Origin of the sequence: Haladaptatus pallidirubidus (assembly GCF_020700235.1) — an archaeon.
GTDB classification, from domain to species: Archaea; Halobacteriota; Halobacteria; order Halobacteriales; family Haladaptataceae; genus Haladaptatus; species Haladaptatus pallidirubidus.
This window is the reverse complement of record NZ_CP085301.1, coordinates 3,569,448-3,588,598: the sequence shown is the minus strand read 5'-3', so window position 1 is coordinate 3,588,598 and position 19,151 is coordinate 3,569,448. Positions and strand designations below refer to the sequence as shown.

The window sequence follows — 19,151 nt, the reverse complement described above, 5'->3', positions numbered from 1 at the left end:
AATGCCGGTTCGAGGTATGCGATATCGAACGCTACACGGTAGCATTTTTCATGAAAAGAGTCGGAAGTAACGGAAGTCATTAATCCAGTTGTGAGTAAATAATTTACCGACGGAGTGCTAAGGGATAGCTATGACACAGAAACGTCTCCATCGCCGAGAGCAGTTGTTCATCGATGGCGAGTGGCTGGATGCCGACGACGTGCTTGAGGTAACCGACCTCGCGGACGATGGTATCTTCGCTGAAGTCGCCGCCGCTGACGCCGAACAGGCCGACAGGGCACTTGCGGCCTCCCAGCGCGCTGAAGCGGAAATGCGCGAGACGAACATCCCTCAGCGCGCGGGGTGGATGGAAACCATCGCGGACGGCCTCCTCGAACGGAAAGAGGAGTTGGCGGAGGTTATCGTTCGTGAGGCAGGCAAGCCTATTTCGAGCGCGCGCGGCGAAGTTGAGAGCGCCGCTGAACGCTTCCGTCGGGCCGCCGAGGAAGCCCATGACCTCCGCGGCGAGTTCCGCGAAGGAACGACGGACGGACACGAAGGCTGGGAAGCCATCATCAAACCTGAACCGATTGGTACCATCTTGGCCATCACACCCTACAACTATCCCCTCGCAACGACGGCGTTAGAGGTCGCCCCCGCACTTGCAGCGGGTAACTGCGTCATCCTCAAACCCGCAAGCAAGACGCCGGTGAGTGCGGCGATTCTCGCCGAGATAATCTCCGAAGTGGATATTCCGGACGGCGCGTTCAACTTCACGCCCGGCAGTGCGAGCGAAATCGGCGACCTGCTCGTCGGCGACGACCGTATAAACATGATAACGATGACCGGTTCCAGTCCGGCAGGGAAGCACGTCGCGCGAAAGAGCGGCATGGTCAACTTACACATGGAGCTGGGAGGAAACGCACCCGCCGTCATCTTCCCGGATGCCGACCTCTCCGATGTGGCCGGAGCCTGCGCCAAGGGGTCGTTCAAGTACGCCGGACAGCGGTGCTCGGCTGTGAGTCGAGTCGTCGCACACGAGGATGTTCACGACGAAGTGGTCGAACGACTAGAGGGGGAAATCGATAATTGGGTCATCGGCGATCTCTTCGACGAGGAAACGCAGATGGGGCCGCTCATCAGCGAAGATCAGGCCGACTGGGTCGAAGAACTCGTCGAGGATGCGGTGGAGAAAGGTGCCGACCTGATTCGCGGCGGCGACCGCGACGGCCAGTTCTTCGAGCCGACCCTGTTGGCGAACGTTCCCCACGACGCCCGAGTCATCCACGAAGAGCAGTTCGGTCCCCTCGCGGCGGTCACCACTTTCGAGACGGAAGAGGAAGCCCTCGACATCTCGAACGGCGGCAACTTGGCGCTCGACGCCGCGGTGTTCACGAACGATTACGACCGCGCGCGGAGAATGGCCGACAAGCTCGACGCCGGAGCGGTAAGAATCAACGGCGCGCCGAGCCACGGACTTGGCGACATTCCGTTCGGCGGAAACAAAGGTTCTGGCATCGGTCGGCAGGGACTTCACCTGACCATCGAGGAGATGGTGCGGAAAAAGAGCATCATCCTCTAACTCCCGAACGTCGTTCGAATCCACTGTTTATCTGACGTCGAACGCGGCGCAATACCGAACCCCGCCGTTCCGCTGTGTCTGACGGATTGCCGGCTGGATTATATCCCAACAATTACTCGCCAAGTTACACAGTACTTCGAATTCTACCCCGTCGTTCCGCTGTCTTTGGGCTTGTAACTTTCGACACGGTGTTTTCAAAATAGGTTCTTCCACCGCTCCGCCGCTTTGAGTTCGTATTATCCCCCCCACGTTCGTTTCCCTCGCATTATTTCCGACAGACCCCGTCGTTCCTCTGTTTTTTGTTCTTTTACCGTCTTTCATCCGTCGAACTGCCGATTCCGTCGTTTGTCCGCTCTAGCCGTTGCTTTCGGCCGTCTCGAAATCGAAACTACGAACCAGTTCTACGCCGTGAAGGAACCGACGCAATACCCCGTCGTTCCGCTGTTCTCCTCCCGATAAACCGAAGTCTCCCGCTCGCTCGAAGAATTTACACACACATTCCTGCTGTTTTGATAGAATGCACCCGAGTAGAGGAGTGGGGTGTAATGTAATATAATTGTTGCTAAAATTATATATGGGAGGTGAAGGCGCGATGATAGGGAAATGGAATAGAACGTAGTAGAATAAAGATGTGATAATATAGAACGAGGGTGTGAAAAGCGCGGAGATGGGGCGAATGCGCTGTCGAACGTAATTAAAGCGGAGTATGGAACGCGTTAAAACGGGGTATGGAATACGTTCAAAGCGGAGTACGGAAGGTGTGTCAATGTTAGCTCCACCAATGTTGGCTTTCTCCATTTATGCTTCACGGGGTTCGAAGATGAGACACTGTTTCTCACACAACACACACCGTCGTTCCGCTGTCTTTGGGGACTCCATTTTCACTGGCTTCCACCGTTATCTGCTTTCACGGCAGTTTTCACCTACCCCGTCGTTCCGTTGTTCTCTATAGACGTAGGGTGGAACGGGAGATACCAATACGTCTTCTGTTTCCTTTGAAACGTTCGATTTATAAATACCCCCACCCCTCTGTTCCGCTGTTTTCTCGCTCGAACGAGGGGTGGGGGTGAGATGGCTATCTCAAATCGAGAATTATCCATAGTCGATATCAATGAAATAGTCTATTTTGTCTAGTTTGCGGTTATGGTTGTGGTGATATTGACTTGAACCTTCCTGTTCTAGAGCCTCCCGTCACATCCCCACTTGTCCCCTTCTCGCGGATACAGCGGAACAGAGGGGTGGGGGTGGTTTTTAAGTATCCACGTCAAAAGAAACAGAAGACTCAGCGGAACGGGTGGTTTGGCGATGATTTACCCGACAACCGATGAACGTCCAACGACTACGAAACGACCGAAGAACGGGATTACGGACGCTATCCGTCAGACACAGCCGTTTCTCACGAAACACAGGAAACATAGGAACGGGTGGTTCGGAAGGGTTATGAACTTGCTCCGTTTGCGGTGGAGTAATGGGTTCATTCGAATTCGTCCGCGAACACTCCCCGTACAAACATCGGGAAGCGTTGCTTGACGATTATACGCCGGATACGCTGGTCGGGCGGGACTCCGAGTTGGCCGAGTATCACGGAGCGCTCCAACCCGCCATCTACGGAGAGCAACCGGACAACATCTTCCTCTACGGCAAAGCCGGTGTCGGAAAAACGGCGGCGACGCGATTCCTGCTCGACAAACTCGAACACAACGCGGGCGATTACGACGACTTGGAAATTTTCACCGAACTCGTCAACTGCGACGGTCTCAACTCCAGCTATCGTGTAGCGAGCCATCTCGTGAACACCCTTCGCGACCCGGCCAACCGAATCAGCGAAACCGGCTATTCGCGGTCGCAGGTGTACGAACTGATGTGGGACGAACTCGACACCCACGGCGGTATCATTCTGCTGGTGCTGGACGAAATCGACCACCTCAAGGACGATAGCATTCTTTACCAACTCTCCCGTGCGCGCGAAAACGAAAATCTCACCGAGGCACGAATCGGTCTCATCGGCATCAGCAACGACCTCACCTTCCGCGATGGTCTTTCCCCGAAAGTTCGTTCCTCGCTCTGTGAGCGCTCGATTTCGTTTTCGACCTACGACGCGAACGAGCTCCGGGCCGTCCTCGACCAACGCCGGGAAGTCGCGTTCAAAGACGACGTGTTGACGGACGACGTGATTCCGTTGTGCGCCGCGTTCGGCGCGCAGGAATCGGGCGACGCGCGAAAAGCACTCGATCTGCTTCTGAAGGCCGGCGACCTCGCGCGCGAAGAAAACGCCGCACGCGTCTCCGAGGAACACGTCCGTCGAGGTCGCGATTTGCTCGAACGCGAGCAGGTCGCTCGGGGAATCGCAGACCTGAACGACCACGAGCGACTGGTCGTCTACGCTCTCGCAACCCTCGAAGCGGAAAGCGAGACTCCCGCCCGTTCGCGCGAAATCTATTCACGGTACAAGGCGCTTTCAGACGCTGCACAGCGCGAAGCCCTCACCGCACGCTGGCTCCGTGAGCATCTCGACGATCTCTCGATGCTCGGCATCCTCTCGGTGTCCGAAATCAACGAAGGCTCTGCAGGCGGAAAGTACCGTGAGTACGCCCTCCAGCAAGACCTCGCGGTCGTTCTCGACGCGCTCGAAGAAACCCTCGAGGCCATGGGGGTTCACACGAGCGTCAAGGGCTACGTCTAAGCGACTTTCGACCTCGATTCCCGCTTCGACTACACGACATCCTCGACGCTCGACTCCACGGCGGACAGATCGTCTTCTATCGGCTTTCGCTCGAAGTACAGCAGTTCGACAGTCACCACGACGACGACGATGATGACGACCGTCCAGAACACGGAGCCTTGATTCGTGTAGAGATGCCAGAGGAGGGCGCCGACCGTTGCGGCCGCACCGAGACTTCCGATTGCGGGAACGATCGTGCTTCCGGTTGTCGCGCCCACGTGTCGGGTTCTGAAGGCGAGATAGCTCGCACCTCCGAAGATGACGATGAACGCGAGCGACGCGAACGACGAGATTCCATCGAGGTTCCCGAAAACGGTGAACCCGACCGTGAGCACGCCGATGACGACCAGCGCCCGCACCGGTTCGTGTCCGTCATCCCCTCCGAGTTGCGCGGGGAGGTATTCCTCCGAAACCATGCTGTCTAACAGGCGAGACGAACTGAACAGCGTCGCGTTTATGGCGCTTCCGGTGGAAAAGAGCGCGGCCACCGAGATGAGGGCGAACCCGATCTGACCGAGAAACGGCTTCGCCGCCATCGCGAGTGCAGTGTCGGGATTCTGCTGGATGACTGTTGTGGAGACGAGATTCGTCGTAACGACTGCCACGATGACGTAGAGACCGGTAACGCCGACGATGGAGAGATAAATCGCGGTTCGTATCGTCTCGTCCGGATTTCGGATGCTGTCACGGTCGAACAGGAGCAGTTCCCACCCCTCGAACGCGACGAACGAGAGGGCCGCCGCGACGACGGGGCCGGTACCGAACGCAGCGATTCCAGACCGAATTTCGCCGCGCGTGAACCCATAGTAGAGTCCGCCGAAACCGAATAGAAGCAAAATGAGTATTTTAAGCCCGACCAGCGCGTCCTCGGTTCGCCCGGAAGCGTGCGCTCCGAGCGCGTTGAGGCTGACGAAAGCGGCGACGACAGTTGCCGAAACGAGTGGTCGCGCGGGAATTCCAGCGAGTGACTCCACGCCGACGAGTTCGACGAAGTATCCGCCGAAGGCGAAGGCGTACATAGCCATCGTTCCGACGTAGCCGACGACGAACGTCCACCCCACCATCCCGGCCAGGTTCGTGCTTCCGGTGAATCGTTCGATGTAGGTGAGTGGTCCATCACCGTTCTCAGAGAGGTAGCCGAGTCGAACGAACGAGTAGCCCGCCGAGAGCGCGATGATGCCCGCGACGACGAACGCGAGCCACGCGAGCGTTCCAGCGGTCACGGCGACGACTCCGAGGACGGCGAAGATACCACCGCCGACCATCCCCCCAACCGCCATCGAGACGGATTCTCCCAGTCCGATTTTTTGGGATGCCATCGTCCCGAACTCGGCCTCCACTCCTATCAGCGTTAACGCTAGAAATTCCGTCGTCTTCCCTGTCGCTACACGGTTTCTCCCTCGTCGGTAATTGTTCGATAAACGCGCCTCACCCGCCGTTATCTCGGTTACTGCCACGAAACGCGGATTGGTCGGTGTTGTGAAGCCGCACAACGGTTCGAACGATGGCTTTCGTTTATTGATTCTCTTGCTGTTTGTCTCTGCGGTATGACAACCCCATCGAGCGAACGGAATCGAATTTCCGGACGAACTGCTCACGAACAAACGACCCGCAAACGAACGACTCGCAGACGATTTCTCACGGTCACAGGTGGGTCGCTTGTTGGACTGTCCACGATTTCAGCGCTTTCGTCAGCGCAGGGAGAAAACGTCGCGGAGTCGTTCGAATTCGGCGGTGAAGTACAGGCGTGGCAGGGGCGCTCACCGCAGTCCATCCAGGGACAGCAGAATCCGACGCTTGAGCTACAAACCGGGAACGTATACGAAGTGACGTGGGAGAACGTAGACGGCCAACCCCACAACTTCGCCTTGCAGGACTCGGACGGACAGAACCTCCCGGTTATCTTTCCCGACGTGCAGACGAACACGGGCGGCGGTGGCGGCGGTAATCAGGGAGGCGGCGGGGGACAAGGCGGTGGAGGCGGCGGTCAGGTAACGCCGCCCGATGACGCAATCGACGTGACGGAAACTGTTTCACAGCAGGGAGCCACCCAGACGCTTCGGTTCGTCGCCACGCAGGACGTGGCGCAGTACATCTGCGTCATCCATCCGACGACGATGGTCGGAGAAGTCACTCTGCAAGGTGGTGGCTGAGGACGCGGTAGCAGTAACAGACTGTGGGGAAACGAAAAGAATCGTTCGCTAAATCGAACTCGCAACCGCCCGAACCGAATTTTTGCGTCCTACCCAAGCATCCCCGGCCGCTTGAAATACTGCTTGATGCCATCCGCGGCCCGATACGCTAGCGCACCGACCGTTCCGGTTGGGTTGTAGCCGCTGTTGTGTGCGAACGCCGAGGCTCCGGGAACGAACAGGTTTTCCGCGTCCCAGCACTGGAGGTAGGAGTTGACGACGGATTGGTTCGGATCGGAACCCATCACCGCGCCGCCCGTGTTGTGCGTCGATTGGTACGGACGAATATCGTAGTTGCCGCCCTCGCCCACGACTTCCGTTCCGACGCCCATCTTCGTCGGCCCCATCGCTTCGATGATTTCGGCACAGCGCTGACCTTCGAATTCAGCGAGTTTCCTGTCCTGTTCCGTCCAGTTGAACGTCATCCGAAGCAGTGGGTCGCCCCACTCGTCGGTGTAGGTCGGATCCAAATCGAGGTAGTTGGTTCGATGGGGAAGAACCGCACCCTGCGCCGAGATACTGGCCGTGCTGTTGTGGTATTTGACGCTGGCGCGTTTGAACTCGGCCCCCCACTCCTTTTCTATGTTCGGCGGCGATTCGTTGTTGGCTATCGGCCGCTTACCCGTCTGACTGATGGCGATGTTGCCGCCGTGGAGGAAGTCCAAATCGGTGTGGTCGAAGTTGTCGCCGTTCCAGTCGTCCACCGCGGCTCCGAGCGCCCCGGCACCCATGTAGAGGTTCCACTCCTCGTCGTCGAAGTAGCCCGCCGCGCCGCCGCCGAAGTTCTGATAGCAGTAGTTCTTCCCGACGACGCCCTCGCCGGTTTCCGGGTCGTACGGTTCGCCGATGTCCGATAGCAGGAGTAATTTGACGTTCCACAGGCCGTAGGCGGTGAGCGCGACGACCTCCGCCGGTTGGATATACACCGTGTTGTCAACCGTATCGACGTACTTCACGCCGGTCACGCGGCCTTCCTGTTCGTCGTAGACGAGACGGCGCGCGTCACACTGCGTTCGCAGCTCGAAGTTGCCGGTCTCCTGTGCGGACGGAAGGACGGTGACCGTCGGGTCGGCTTTCGCCCCCCACTCACAGCCGAATCGTTCGCAGTAACCACAGTACTGACACGGTCCGCGCGCGACTCCGTCCGAGTTCGTGTACGCCTCCGAGAGGTTCGCCGAGGGTGCCATGAACGGATGCAGTCCGACGCTCGCCGAGGCCTCCATAAATCGTCCCAAAACGGGCGAGGTAATCATCGGTTGCGTCGGGTACTCGTTTCGCGGTCCTTCGAAAGGATTACCTTCCTCCTGAATGGTTCCGTTCAGATTGCCCGCCGCACCCGATATGCCGGTCATCTCCTCGAACTCCCGGTAGTACGGCCTGAGTTCGTCGTAGGTGATACCCCAGTCCTGCAACTGCATGTCCTCCGGAATCTTCTCCGGGCCGTATCTGTCGAGCGTCCGCGACCGGATTTCGAAGTCGTAGGGGAGGAATCGCCACGTCTGGCCGTTCCAGTGGACGCCCGCTCCGCCGACGCCCTTCCCGGGGAGGAACGACCCCAGTTGTCGCATCGGGAGAGCTTTCTGGTTCGGTTCGTTCCGGAACGTGAGCGTCCCCTTCGAGAGGTCTTGCATCATTTCGTACCGCAGGGCGTAGCGCAGTTCGTTGTGCATGGTGAGGTAATCCTCGGGGCCGCGCTCGCCGCCGCGCTCGATACCGACGACCTGCTTGCCGTCCTGCGCGAGTTCCTTGCCGATGATGCCGCCCGTCCATCCGACGCCGACGCAGACCACATCGACCGGATCTAACACTTCAGGCATCGGTATCTTCCTCCGAATCGCCCTGCGCCTCGTCTTTCTGTTCGCCTTCCAGTTCGTACCGCGGGCCGTGGCTGTGACCGTGGCTGTGAGTTGCCGATTCCGACGAGTTTGCGGAATTCGACGAACTCGAACCGGTTTCGATTCCGGTGGACTCCACGTCGTCCTCGACGCTTCGCGGCGGTATCCTGATGAATCCCTCCCTGCCGATGAGTTCTCTGTAACTGCCGAGCGCGCCGGGCGACCCGGGGAAGCGTTTCATTCGCCAACCGGCCATATTCCGATTGCCGCCGTAAGTCGGGTCGCAGTAGACGCCTTCCAGAACGTTCGTTCGAAAGAGCGTGAAAAACTCCGACGGTTTGACCGAACGGAAGTTGTCGGGATCGTCGTTTTCGAGCGCCGTGAGCAGTTCGTCTTGCTGTTCCGTCGAAAGGTCGATGAAGCTCCCGCCGAACTCGTTGCTCGCGTATTCCTCTATCCATCCGAGCGCGAACTCGTAAGCTTCCTGCGGGACGAGGTTCGACTGCCATCCCTGATTCAGTGTCGCACCCTCGAACTGGTTGACGAACGGCGGTTCCATGTACCAGTTTGCCCCTTCTCCCCATCCGTTGGACAAACCGGCGAGTTGACGGTCGATGAAGTACACGACGCCGAGTTCGGCCGCACCTGGCCCGAGTTCGTCTGACGGATAAATCCGCTCCGCCATCGCCTGCACTAGCCGAGCTTGGTCGATGTCGAGTTGGACGAGCGCGTCCTCGTCCACTCCGGTATCACCGTTCGGTGTGTCCTGTTGTACTTCTCCGCGCGCGACGTCGGCGGCGTGCCCCGACAGAACTACTCCTCCTGCGAGCCCTGACCGTCCGAGAAAGGAGCGTCGCGTGAAATCGAATCGTGTCTCCGGTTGTTCTTCTGGCATCTTCGTCCCCGTTGTTCGACCAGTGCGATTGAATAATCATTATCGACCGTTATGGACTGTTCACGGAGTAATTGGTCAGTTGTTCATCCCACCGGAATAGTAATCGGCGATAGTATCGGCGAATGCGATGAGTACTGCTGACGAACACCGCGAACGGTCTGGTCGGTTTAACGCGCCGACCGAAGTAGAACGCACGATGCAGGGATTTCGATTCGGCGTCGTCTTCGTGGTAGTCGCACTCGTCGTCGCGCCGATGGCCGGTGTCGCACAGACGACGGACGGGACACAACAGTCTCAATCACAGCAGACAGGACAAGCATCGCAAGCACATCTATTGCAGTCGGGACAATCACAGCAGGGCCAGCAGGCGGGACAACAGCAATCACAGACCAACGCGTCCTTCGAACCGGCACTAATCGAAGGCGAAACTGTGTCCGTCGCTGGCGCTCCGCTCCACATCGAACGAGGACTGCTGACGCTCCGAAACGGGACACTGTCGTTGTTCGTGAAACGCGGCGCGGTGACGGTGGATGGAACCTCGACGGTCGTGACGAATACGCGAATTGCACTCGGAGACGACGTCACCCCCTCGGCGGCGGCCAGAACGCGGCAAAACCTCGAAGATGGTACGCTCACGGCACCGTCGGGCGTTTCACACGCCCGGGTTGCTCTCGGCCTGCTGTCGGTCGAAGCCAACGGGATGACCTTCAGCGAGTCGAACATCAGTACGAACGTCGGCAGCCCCACCGTTCCGCCGGGTCGCGCAATCGCAGGACCGGAAGAGAGGCCGTTCGAAGTGACGAACCTCAGCGCGCCGGAAACCGTCCCGGTCGGCCAGTCGTTTAACGTCTCCGCGACGGTTCGAAATCCCGGCGACAGAAACGGAACCGAGGAATTGCAGTACCGGTTCAGTGGGGTTACCGTTCAGCGACAGACGCTGACGCTCGGTGCGGGCGAGTCGCAGACGGTGACCTTCGAAGTTAGTCCGGGGACGCTCCCGAGCGAACCGGGAACGTTCACTCACGGCGTGTACGCCTTCGACGACAACCAATCGGCGAGCATCTCGCTGACGAACGAGAACCAGTCGGCTTCGCTTCGGCGCTGACGACCTCCCCCACCAGAGCTAATTCTTCACCCGTCGAACGCCGGACATGGACGCAAAGACGGGGTTCGTCACGCAAATCGGGATGGAGTACGGGGAAGCGTTCGAAATCGCGGATGACCTCGGTTTCGACTACGTCGAACTGATGATGGACAGCGCGACCGAGCGCCAGCATCTCGACCCGGATGCAGTCCGGGCGAGCGCCGACGACTGCGGCCTCGACCTCGCGGTTCACTTGCCGTTCGCGCTCGACATCGGTTCCCCCTTCGAACACGTTCGGGGGGGCGCGATTCGGGAAGTACAGGCGGCCGTCGAAACGGCGAGCGCGTTCGGAGCGACCAAAGGCGTTCTCCACGCCAGTTCGAGCGCGTGGAAACCCGCGTGGGATGCCGAAATTATCGGGTCGAACGTCGTCCGGTCGGTTCGAGAAATCGACGAGTTCGCGGACGAACTCGGCTTCGAAATCTGCGTCGAGAACATCCCGGACGGGTGGTTCACCATCCACGACTTCGACCGGATTTTCGAGGAGACGGACGCTTCGATGACGCTGGATACGGGTCACGCGCGAATCGACGGGCTGGATTCAGGTGGCACGGCCTCCTTCGTCGGAAGACACGGCGACCGAATTTCGCACTTCCACCTGAACGACACGCGCCGGGCGAAGGACGAACATCTCCCGTTCGGGTCGGGAACGATCGATTTCCGCGAGATTTTCGCAGCTTTGCCTGACGGTTGGAACGGAACGCTCTCGCTTGAGGTGTTCACCCTCGACTACGGCTACATCGAGACGAGCAAGGCGTATCTCGATACGCTGCTCTGAAGCGGGAAAACGGTAGTTTAGTCGACCACCGTTTCAGAAAGACGAACCGTCACGCGGAAATCGACCAGTCTATTCGGGGTTGGGCGGGTAGGCTGTCGTTCTCCCCGCCCAGCGTTTTGCCGGAGAGGAACGAACGAAAATGAAGGTAACCGGTCTGCGCTTCGCAGTCTCGATAGTTTCCCTCGCCGAAACCATCCGAAACCCATCCTTTCGAGATAATCGACACGAACAATTCCCTCTTTCACGCGACAAACCACATCGAGTAAGCAAACCCTTTCCTACTGGGCTTCTCACGGGGTACCATGACCGAGACACCGAAACCGCGAATCCTCGTCTCCGGGGAAACGCTCGTGGACTTCCTACCGGAACAGCCCGGTGCGCTCTCCGACGTATCGTCGTTCGACCGCAGACCGGGCGGGGCACCCGCGAACGTCGCAGTCGCACTCTCCAAGCTGGACGAAACGCCGTGGTTCTGGACTCGCATCGCGGACGACCCGTTTGGCGATTTTCTCGCGGACACGCTCGCGGAATCTCTTCCCGACCGATTTGTCGAACGCGACTCCGACGCAAAAACGACGCTGGCCTTCGTGACGCACGACGAAGCGGGCGACCGAGAGTTCAGCTTCTACCGCGACGGAACGGCGGATACCCAACTCCGCCCCGGCGGGGTCTCCGACGACGTGCTGGCTGATGTTGAATGGGTGTACGTCGGCGGGGTGATGCTGGCCTCCAACCCGGGTCGCCGGGCCACGCTCGACCTCGCTGAACGCGCGAAAAGAGCGGGTTGTTCCGTCGTGTTCGACCCGAACGCTCGTCCCGAACTGTGGCCGGAAAACGGCTACCTCGACATGGTTGACCAGATGCTTCGCCTGTCGGACGTGGTGAAAGCGACCCCGGAAGACCTTCGAACGGCCGGATTCGACGCGGAAAACCCGATCAATCTCGCGGTCGATGTCTGCGAGAATGGGCCACATACCTGCCTGCTCACGCTCGGGGAAAACGGTGCCCACGCTCACGCGACCGAGGATGCACCGTGGGATGAAAACACCCTGAGTCACCCGGGCTACGACGTTTCCGTGGAGGACACTACGGGTGCGGGGGATGCGTTCACCGCTGGCGCGCTTGCGTCGCTCGCTAGCGGCGAACCGCTCTCCGAAGTGCTCGCGTTCGCCAACGCCGTCGCCGCCTTGACGACGACGGAGTCGGGAGCAATGACGGCATTACCGAACCGACCGTCCGTCGCTCAAATTCGAAAATCGTAATTTTTCCTCCGGAGTTCGTAACGGCACTTTTATGCCGATTACGAGGAATCCGAACAACAGATCGCGACTGAGAAGGTATGACAGGAACGACAGGTGATACGGATGGGGAGTCGGCGGATGCGAACGACGCGGCGTTGGAGGAAGCGTCGTTCGTGGAGTACGGTATCGAGGACAAACCGCCGACCGGGGAATCGGTTCTGCTGGGATTTCAACACTACCTCACGATGATCGGCGCGAACATCGCCGTTCCGCTGGCGCTCGCGGGCGCGATGGAGATGCCCGCAGACCAGACCGCGCAGTTCGTTGGCACCTTCTTCGTCGTCTCCGGACTCGCCACGCTGGCTCAGACGACGTTCGGCAACCGGTACCCAATCGTGCAGGGGGCGACGTTTTCGATGCTCGCGCCCGCGTTGGCAATTATCGCCGTTATCGGCGGCGGATGGCGCGTCACCCTGCTCGAACTACAGGGAGCGGTCATCGCGGCGGCCGCCGTCGAGGTGCTGGTCGGCTATCTGGGCTTGATGGGCCGACTGAAAAAGTACCTCTCGCCGGTCGTCATCGCGCCGACCATCGCGCTCATCGGCCTGTCGCTGTTCAACGTTCCGCAGATTGCGGCGTCCAATCAGAACTGGTGGCTCGTCGGCCTAACGGTCGGTCTCATCGTTCTCTTCTCGCAGTATCTCGATAATCACCGCGCGTTTCGGCTGTTCCCCGTCCTCCTCGGCGTCGTTTCGGCGTGGTTCATCGCCGCGATGCTGTCGGTGACCGGATTTTACGCGCCCGGAACGCCGGGTTACGTAGCGCTTGGGAAAGTGGCGAGTGCCCAACCGATTCAGCCAGTGATGCCCCTCCAGTGGGGAATGCCGAAATTTACGCTTCCGTACATCATCGGCATGTTCGCGGGCGTCGTCGCGTCGATGATAGAAAGCTTCGGCGACTACCACGCCGTCGCCCGACTGTCGGGCGTCGGCGCCCCGAGCAGAAAGCGCATCGACCACGGTATCGGAATGGAGGGCATCGCTAGCGTCTTCGCCGGGGTCATGGGAACCGGAAACGGTTCGACTTCCTACTCCGAAAACATCGGCGCAATCGGCCTGACCGGCGTGGCCTCGCGCCACGTCGTCCAAATCGGAGCGATCCTGATGCTGGTCGTCGGGTTCGTCGGCTACTTCGGCCAACTCGTCGCGACGATTCCTGCGCCCATCATCGGCGGCCTGTTCATCGCCATGTTCGGACAAATCGCCGCTGTCGGCTTGTCGAACCTGAAATACGTCGATTTGGATTCCCAGCGCAACCTGTTCATCGTCGGCTTCGCCATGTTCGCCGGGCTCGCGATTCCGGCGTACATCGGCGGTCTCGGCACCGAAAGCCAGACCGGCGCGGAACTGTTCCAGCAAGGATTGGCGAACGTCGCGGTGCTCGGCCCCGCCTTGGGTACCGACCTCGTTTCGAACACGTTGTACGTCATCCTCGGAACCGGGATGGCCGTCGGCGGTCTCGTCGCGTTCGTCCTCGACAACACGGTCGAAGGAACCCGCGGGGAGCGCGGCCTCGAAGCGTGGGAAGCCATAACCGAGGACGAGAGCGATTTCGAAACCGCGATGGAGCGATTCGGCACCGGTCGCGGTTCGGACTCAACGGCCGATTAACTCGTTCTCCGACTCGTTTTCACACGCGATTGGTTCCCGCAACTTTTGCCCACAAGCTTTTATTCTCCCCTGATGTGACTAGAGATAGCACGCAACAAGGATAGATAGCAATGACGGTAAACGAATCGGAAACCACGACGGGCACCTCGGACGACCAGCAGACGACGAACGATTCGCAGGCGGATGACCTCCAATCGCAAGTCAAAGCCCTTCGCGACGAGCTCGAAACGACGAAAGACCGCCTCCACCACGCCGAGAAAAACCTGCGGTGGATGGCACAGCACCAAGCCAGCGAAACTGGGAAGAGCGTCTGTCCGGAGTGCAGTTCCGGCGGTTCGCTCTCGGTGGAGCGAACCGCCACGGGCAAGAAGAAAGTCGAGTGTACGAACTGCGGCACGCGGTTTATCTGATAATAATTCGCCGGGTTCGCGGGCCGTCGCAGTCCACGAACAGTACCGACTGCCACGTGCCGAGCGCGAGGCTGCCATTCGTGACGGGAATCGTAACGCTGGAACCGAGAAGCAACGAACGTAAGTGTGCGTCCGCGTTGTCGTCTACCTCGTCGTGCTGATATCCTCCACTCTCGGGAACGAGCGACGAAAGAGCAGTTTCGAGGTCGGCGAGCAGCCGAGATTCGTTCTCGTTCACGACCACACCCGCGGTCGTATGCGGGACGAAAACGGTACAGGTATCGGCATCGGAAAAAACCCGCCGTTCAATCTGCTCGGTAATATCGACGACGTCCACTCGTTTCGACGTGCTGACTTCGAACTCCATACCCCGTCTTCGACCCGCAGGTTCTAAACCATCGCTTCGTAGCGTTGTGAATATGAAACGTTCGTTTGCGACCGACTGTCATCCGTCCCTGCCTTGCAACTTTTGCGTGTTACGTCGAATCAGCGTTATACTGTCAACAAATAACCCGCCAATTATCACGACTGATATGTGAACCGAAAGGATTATCCTCGATTTGCCTATTCATCTGTATATATGAATACTGATGTGTGGAGAATAATATATATTCGTCTCGCCAGTACACTTCCAGCGACCGGCGCACTCGCCGGTTGTCTCGGTGGCAAACTCGGCCGTTCACCGATTCAACTGGGTGCGGTTCTTCCCCTATCGGCCGATGGCTTTCTCGGAACCGTCGCCGAACACCATCAACGAGCAATCGAGCAGGCGGTCACCGATGTAAATCAGGAAGGTGGCCCACTCGGCCGCGAAATCGAACTCACGGTCGAAGACACCGCACTCGACCCGAAACAGGCGAAAGACGCACTGAAAACGCTCTCCGATGTCGGTGTCATCGGATTCGTCGGCCCGGTCGTCACCGACATCGCGATGGTTCTCGCGGAGGAACTGCCGAACAAAGATATCTTCGCGGTGAGTCCGTCGAGTACGCATCCCGCGCTTGCGACGGCGGGTCTGTCGAACGGGACGAAGTTCTTCGGACGCACCGCCGCGAACGACATCCAGCAGGCGCTCGTGATGGCGAAAGTGCTCAACAGTGACCGCTACGTCGGTGTGGAAAGCGTTGCTACTCTGTACGTGGACAACAGCTTCGGTGCGGGACTCGCGGATACCATCGAATCCAACGTTTCCGGCGACGTGGTCGCATCGGTCCCGTTCCCGACCGGACGGGAAACGTATTCGATGGAAATCAAGAAAATTGTGGAGTCCGGTGCGGATGCGGTCGCATTCGCCAGTGAATCCGGTAACACGACGGTTCTCGAAGCGCTGGTCGAGAGTTCCTACGAGGGCGAATACGTCCTCAGCGAAGGACTCCTTCCGAGCGAGATTCCCCCGCACATGGACGGCATGTACAGCGCGTCGGTGGCCGCGACGAACACGACCGGCGCCATCGAACTCGAACAGAAACTCCGCGACATCGCGCCGCTCGCGGCCTACACGCAGCAGGCCTACGACGGTCTGTTTTTAATGGCCCTCGCGATGGAAAGTGCAGGAGAAGCGTCTGCGACCGCCATCAGTAACAACCTCGTCTCCGTTTCGGGCGGACGCGGCCAGACGGTTTCGGTCGATGACTTCGAGCGCGCCAGTACGCTCATCGACGCTGGCAGGGACGTGAACTATCAAGGTGCGTCGAGTTCGGTCGATTTGAACGCGAATCTCGAACCGCTCAACGCCTACATCATCGAGCAGGTGGACGGGGGCGCAATCACCGAACTCGAACTCCTGCGTTCGTCCTTTTTCGAAGGGAAGATGGAACAGTGACCGACTCCGACGATTCCCGTCGCGGTATCCAGAGCCGAATCGAGGGAGTGCTCCCGACGCGAATCAGGCGAAGCTACGCAGCGAAGTTCGGGACGGTGTTGTTCACGATACTGATTCTCATCTCGTCTATCGGGTTCTACATCCACTTCGACACCAAACAGCTCGTGCAGGAAGAAAACCGCACGGAAATCAACAACTCGGCGAAAGGCGAGGCGGAGGCCCTGCACAAATGGGTCACGAAGAAGCGTTCGACGACGCGGTTCCTCGCCGAATCGGTGTCCGCGAATCAGACCAACTCGGAGCGACAGGCGCTCGTCGAGCGGAAACTCATCGACCTCCCGAACGATGTGCGGGCGATTCACTACGTCGATAGCCGAAACGGAACGGTGCTCGCCAGCACGACGGACGAGTTAGTCGGGACATCACCGTCGGCGAGCGACGCCGCGTGGGCGAACGGCTCGCTATCCGTGTCCGGTTCGGATTCCGTTCAAGTGATGAATCCGTACGAGGAGAGCGGCGAACCGGTGACCGCGTTCGTCGCACCGACCGCCGATTCGAATCGGATGGTCGTCATGACGACGTCGCTGACCGAGCGTTCACACGCTCTTTCGTCGCCGATTGCGACGGGCGACATGACGGTCGTGAACGGAGAGGGAACCGTGGTTCTCGACAACCAGAACGCCCGCTTGCTGTCGGGGTACGGTGACGACGCGAGCGCCGCCATCGCGGACGGTCTCTCGGGTAACAGCGACATCAAACGAACGTCCGGAGCCGACGGCAAGTCGGCGGTTATGGCGTACACGCCCGTCGTCGGAACGGACTGGATTCTGCTGTATCAGGTTCCGGTCGAATCCGCATTCGCGCTCCAAACACACGTTACGCAGAACATCGGGGTACTCGTGGTGATGGCCGTGCTGATGCTCGTGGTCGTCGGACTCTCTATCGGCCGCGGAACCGCGCAGTCGCTTGCGACCGTTTCGAAGACGGCGGACGAGATTTCCGCCGGACGACTCGACGCGGAACTCCCGAAAACGAAACGAGAAGACGAGATGGGAACGTTGTTCGGTTCGTTCGAATCCATGCACGAATACCTGAATACGGTGGCAGAACAGGCGGACGCCCTCTCTCGGAAGGAGTTCGACGCGCCGGTGTTCGATAAGGAGGTTCCCGGCGAGTTCGGCGAGACGCTAGAGGAAATGCGAACCGACCTTCGAGCGATGGTGACGGATATCGAACGCGCCCGCGCCGAGGCGGAGGCATCGCAGGCGCGGGCGGAGTCGGCACAGCAAGAGGCCGAGCAACTCAACGCGGCGCTTCAGCGCAAGGCCAACGAGTTCAGTACGGTGATGGGGCAGGCCGCGGACGGCGACCTCACACAGCGGATGGCGACGGAAAGCCCGACGCAACCGATGACCGACATCGCCCGCGAGTTCAACCAGATGATGGACGAACTCGAAGCGACGATACGCGACGTCAACGAGTTCGCGGAAACCGTCACCGCGGCGAGTCAGGAAGTGACCGCGAGCACCGACGAAATCGAACAGGCGAGTCGGCAGGTCACCGAATCGACACAGTTGATGTCCGAAGGGGCGGTCGAGCAGTCCGAACGCCTCGAACACACCGCGGGAGAGATGAGCGAGCTGTCGGCGACCATCGAAGAGATCGCGGCCTCCGCCGACCAAGTCGCCGAATCGGCCAACCACGCGGAAACGCTCGGCGAGGACGGTCGGGAGGCGGCACAGGCCGCAATCGAAGAGATGGCGGCCATCGAATCGGGAACACATCGAAGAACTGGAAACGGAAATCGAACGCATCGGTGACGTGGTCGAACTGATTCGCTCCATCGCCGACCAGACGAACATGCTCGCGTTGAACGCGAACATCGAGGCGGCGAGTGCGGACGGTTCCACCGACGGCTTCGAAGTCGTCGCGAACGAAGTGAAAGAACTCGCAAACGAAACGAAAGAGGCGGTCGGCGACATCGAACAACGCATCGAAACCGTTCGAGCGAGAGCGGAAGTGACCGTCGAGGACATAAACGACGTGACGGACGAGCAGGCGGCGACGACCGCGGACGTCGTCGCCATGGTGGACGATGTGAGCCAAATCGGAGAGCAGATTGCCGAAGAAGCCGAGGACGTCGCGGCCGCCGCAGAAGAGCAAACTGCATCCCTCGGCGAAGTGTCCCAGAGCGCCGAATCGCTCGCCCGGAAAGCCGAGTCGCTCGCAGCTACGGTTGACGACTTCCACGTCGCGTATCAGGACGACGCGGACGATTCTGACGATCGCAGTAGAATCGGTTTTCCTCTTTTTCGGTCCGGCGATGAGTTTCGATTACCGCCACCATCACCGATTTGGCGTTTCGAACAACATTTCCGTCATGCACGAACGAGCCAGCGAGTTCGAAGACCGCGCCCGAAACGAATACGACTTCGACGTGGACGTTCACGAGTTTCCGGAAGGGACGAAAACCGCCGAAGACGCCGCCCGAGCAATCGGCTGTGATGTGGCTCAAATCGCCAGCAGTCTCGTCTTTCGTGCAGGTGACGACCTCGTCGTGGTCGTCACCAGCGGCGCGAATCGAATGAGCGAGGAAAAGCTCGCGGAGTTGCGCGAGGTACCCGAAACCGAGGTGGGGATGGCTGACGCCAACGAAATCCGAAACACCGTCGGCTGGTCCATCGGCGGCGTGCCGCCCTTTTGCCACGACAGCGAACTACCCGTTTATCTGGACGAGACGCTCACCGAATTTGAGACGGTGTGGGGTGCGGCGGGAACGCCGAAAGCCGTGTTTCCGATTTCTCCCGAGAAACTACGGGAGCTGTCTGGAGCCACCGTCGCGGACGTGAGCGAGTGAGACCGGAAAACTCGAGTAACAAAC

The 19,151-nt window shown here is 59.4% G+C and carries 16 protein-coding genes; 12 read left to right on the top strand and 4 right to left on the bottom strand.

The genetic code is table 11. The features are described from left to right. Positions 1-130: 130 nt before the first annotated feature. On the top strand, positions 131-1,561 hold the full coding sequence (locus tag LIX15_RS19385) for an aldehyde dehydrogenase family protein (protein ID WP_227775196.1): 1,431 nt from the start codon (positions 131-133) through the stop codon (positions 1,559-1,561). Between the two features lie 1,468 nt (positions 1,562-3,029). After that, complete coding sequence (locus LIX15_RS19380; RefSeq protein WP_049970716.1) at positions 3,030-4,244, top strand: Cdc6/Cdc18 family protein; 1,215 nt, start codon at positions 3,030-3,032, stop codon at positions 4,242-4,244. Between the two features lie 29 nt (positions 4,245-4,273). On the opposite strand, the gene LIX15_RS19375 is transcribed toward LIX15_RS19380, so the two are convergent. Continuing rightward, the gene (locus tag LIX15_RS19375; protein WP_227775194.1) at positions 4,274-5,602 is read right to left on the bottom strand and encodes an APC family permease; all 1,329 of its coding nucleotides are present in this window, start codon (positions 5,600-5,602) and stop codon (positions 4,274-4,276) included. Positions 5,603-5,830: 228 nt separating this feature from the next. Between LIX15_RS19375 and LIX15_RS19370 the strand changes: the two genes are divergently transcribed. Then, positions 5,831-6,436: a hypothetical protein gene (locus tag LIX15_RS19370; protein WP_227775192.1), complete on the top strand. Its 606-nt coding sequence runs from the start codon at positions 5,831-5,833 to the stop codon at positions 6,434-6,436. An 89-nt stretch (positions 6,437-6,525) separates the two neighbouring features. Here the strand turns inward: LIX15_RS19370 and LIX15_RS19365 are convergent, their stop codons facing one another. Continuing rightward, complete coding sequence (locus LIX15_RS19365; protein ID WP_227775190.1) at positions 6,526-8,292, bottom strand: GMC family oxidoreductase; 1,767 nt, start codon at positions 8,290-8,292, stop codon at positions 6,526-6,528. After that, the gene (locus LIX15_RS19360; RefSeq protein ID WP_227775188.1) at positions 8,285-9,205 is read right to left on the bottom strand and encodes a gluconate 2-dehydrogenase subunit 3 family protein; all 921 of its coding nucleotides are present in this window, start codon (positions 9,203-9,205) and stop codon (positions 8,285-8,287) included. Before LIX15_RS19360 ends, LIX15_RS19365 begins: the two co-directional genes overlap by 8 nt. A 127-nt stretch (positions 9,206-9,332) precedes the next feature. Between LIX15_RS19360 and LIX15_RS19355 the strand changes: the two genes are divergently transcribed. From LIX15_RS19355 to LIX15_RS19335, 5 genes are all read left to right on the top strand, one after another. Then, on the top strand, positions 9,333-10,310 hold the full coding sequence (locus LIX15_RS19355; protein WP_227775187.1) for a CARDB domain-containing protein: 978 nt from the start codon (positions 9,333-9,335) through the stop codon (positions 10,308-10,310). 46 nt (positions 10,311-10,356) lie between these two features. Next, complete coding sequence (locus tag LIX15_RS19350; RefSeq protein ID WP_227775186.1) at positions 10,357-11,127, top strand: sugar phosphate isomerase/epimerase family protein; 771 nt, start codon at positions 10,357-10,359, stop codon at positions 11,125-11,127. Positions 11,128-11,429: 302 nt separating this feature from the next. Then, positions 11,430-12,389, top strand: a complete 960-nt coding sequence (locus LIX15_RS19345; protein WP_227775184.1) for a carbohydrate kinase family protein — start codon at positions 11,430-11,432, stop codon at positions 12,387-12,389. 77 nt (positions 12,390-12,466) lie between these two features. Further along, a complete protein-coding gene (locus tag LIX15_RS19340; protein WP_227775182.1) occupies positions 12,467-14,038 on the top strand; it encodes a uracil-xanthine permease family protein in 1,572 nt (523 codons plus the stop codon). A gap of 110 nt (positions 14,039-14,148) precedes the next feature. Continuing rightward, the gene (locus tag LIX15_RS19335) at positions 14,149-14,448 is read left to right on the top strand and encodes a zinc ribbon domain-containing protein (protein WP_227775181.1); all 300 of its coding nucleotides are present in this window, start codon (positions 14,149-14,151) and stop codon (positions 14,446-14,448) included. Here the strand turns inward: LIX15_RS19335 and LIX15_RS19330 are convergent. Then, positions 14,441-14,815 carry a secondary thiamine-phosphate synthase enzyme YjbQ gene (locus tag LIX15_RS19330; protein WP_227775179.1) on the bottom strand — a complete coding sequence of 125 codons (375 nt, stop codon included), beginning with the start codon at positions 14,813-14,815 and terminating at the stop codon, positions 14,441-14,443. The two genes, LIX15_RS19335 and LIX15_RS19330, sit on opposite strands and share 8 nt — an antisense overlap. A gap of 213 nt (positions 14,816-15,028) precedes the next feature. On the opposite strand from LIX15_RS19330, the gene LIX15_RS19325 reads away from it, so the two are divergent. From LIX15_RS19325 to LIX15_RS19310, 4 genes are read left to right on the top strand one after another with little or no spacing between them, the layout of a single operon-like run. Then, on the top strand, positions 15,029-16,270 hold the full coding sequence (locus tag LIX15_RS19325; protein WP_227775178.1) for an ABC transporter substrate-binding protein: 1,242 nt from the start codon (positions 15,029-15,031) through the stop codon (positions 16,268-16,270). Then, a complete protein-coding gene (locus LIX15_RS19320) occupies positions 16,267-18,090 on the top strand; it encodes a methyl-accepting chemotaxis protein (protein WP_227775177.1) in 1,824 nt (607 codons plus the stop codon). Before LIX15_RS19325 ends, LIX15_RS19320 begins: the two co-directional genes overlap by 4 nt. Before the next feature lies 1 nt (position 18,091). After that, a complete protein-coding gene (locus LIX15_RS19315; RefSeq protein ID WP_265338383.1) occupies positions 18,092-18,775 on the top strand; it encodes a methyl-accepting chemotaxis protein in 684 nt (227 codons plus the stop codon). Further along, positions 18,708-19,127: a YbaK/EbsC family protein gene (locus LIX15_RS19310; protein ID WP_227775176.1), complete on the top strand. Its 420-nt coding sequence runs from the start codon at positions 18,708-18,710 to the stop codon at positions 19,125-19,127. Before LIX15_RS19315 ends, LIX15_RS19310 begins: the two co-directional genes overlap by 68 nt. Positions 19,128-19,151: the final 24 nt, after the last annotated feature.

Excerpts from the sequence above, each read along its gene's own strand:
- LIX15_RS19340 (WP_227775182.1), top strand. The coding sequence starts at position 12,467 with ATGACAGGAACGACAGGTGATACGGATGGGGAGTCGGCGGATGCGAAC.
- LIX15_RS19375 (WP_227775194.1), bottom strand. The coding sequence starts at position 5,602 with ATGGCATCCCAAAAAATCGGACTGGGAGAATCCGTCTCGATGGCGGTT.
- LIX15_RS19330 (WP_227775179.1), bottom strand. The coding sequence starts at position 14,815 with ATGGAGTTCGAAGTCAGCACGTCGAAACGAGTGGACGTCGTCGATATT.
- LIX15_RS19335 (WP_227775181.1), top strand. The coding sequence starts at position 14,149 with ATGACGGTAAACGAATCGGAAACCACGACGGGCACCTCGGACGACCAG.
- LIX15_RS19380 (WP_049970716.1), top strand. The coding sequence starts at position 3,030 with ATGGGTTCATTCGAATTCGTCCGCGAACACTCCCCGTACAAACATCGG.
- LIX15_RS19365 (WP_227775190.1), bottom strand. The coding sequence starts at position 8,292 with ATGCCTGAAGTGTTAGATCCGGTCGATGTGGTCTGCGTCGGCGTCGGA.
- LIX15_RS19360 (WP_227775188.1), bottom strand. The coding sequence starts at position 9,205 with ATGCCAGAAGAACAACCGGAGACACGATTCGATTTCACGCGACGCTCC.
- LIX15_RS19325 (WP_227775178.1), top strand. The coding sequence starts at position 15,029 with ATGAATACTGATGTGTGGAGAATAATATATATTCGTCTCGCCAGTACA.
- LIX15_RS19385 (WP_227775196.1), top strand. The coding sequence starts at position 131 with ATGACACAGAAACGTCTCCATCGCCGAGAGCAGTTGTTCATCGATGGC.
- LIX15_RS19355 (WP_227775187.1), top strand. The coding sequence starts at position 9,333 with ATGAGTACTGCTGACGAACACCGCGAACGGTCTGGTCGGTTTAACGCG.
- LIX15_RS19370 (WP_227775192.1), top strand. The coding sequence starts at position 5,831 with ATGACAACCCCATCGAGCGAACGGAATCGAATTTCCGGACGAACTGCT.
- LIX15_RS19350 (WP_227775186.1), top strand. The coding sequence starts at position 10,357 with ATGGACGCAAAGACGGGGTTCGTCACGCAAATCGGGATGGAGTACGGG.
- LIX15_RS19345 (WP_227775184.1), top strand. The coding sequence starts at position 11,430 with ATGACCGAGACACCGAAACCGCGAATCCTCGTCTCCGGGGAAACGCTC.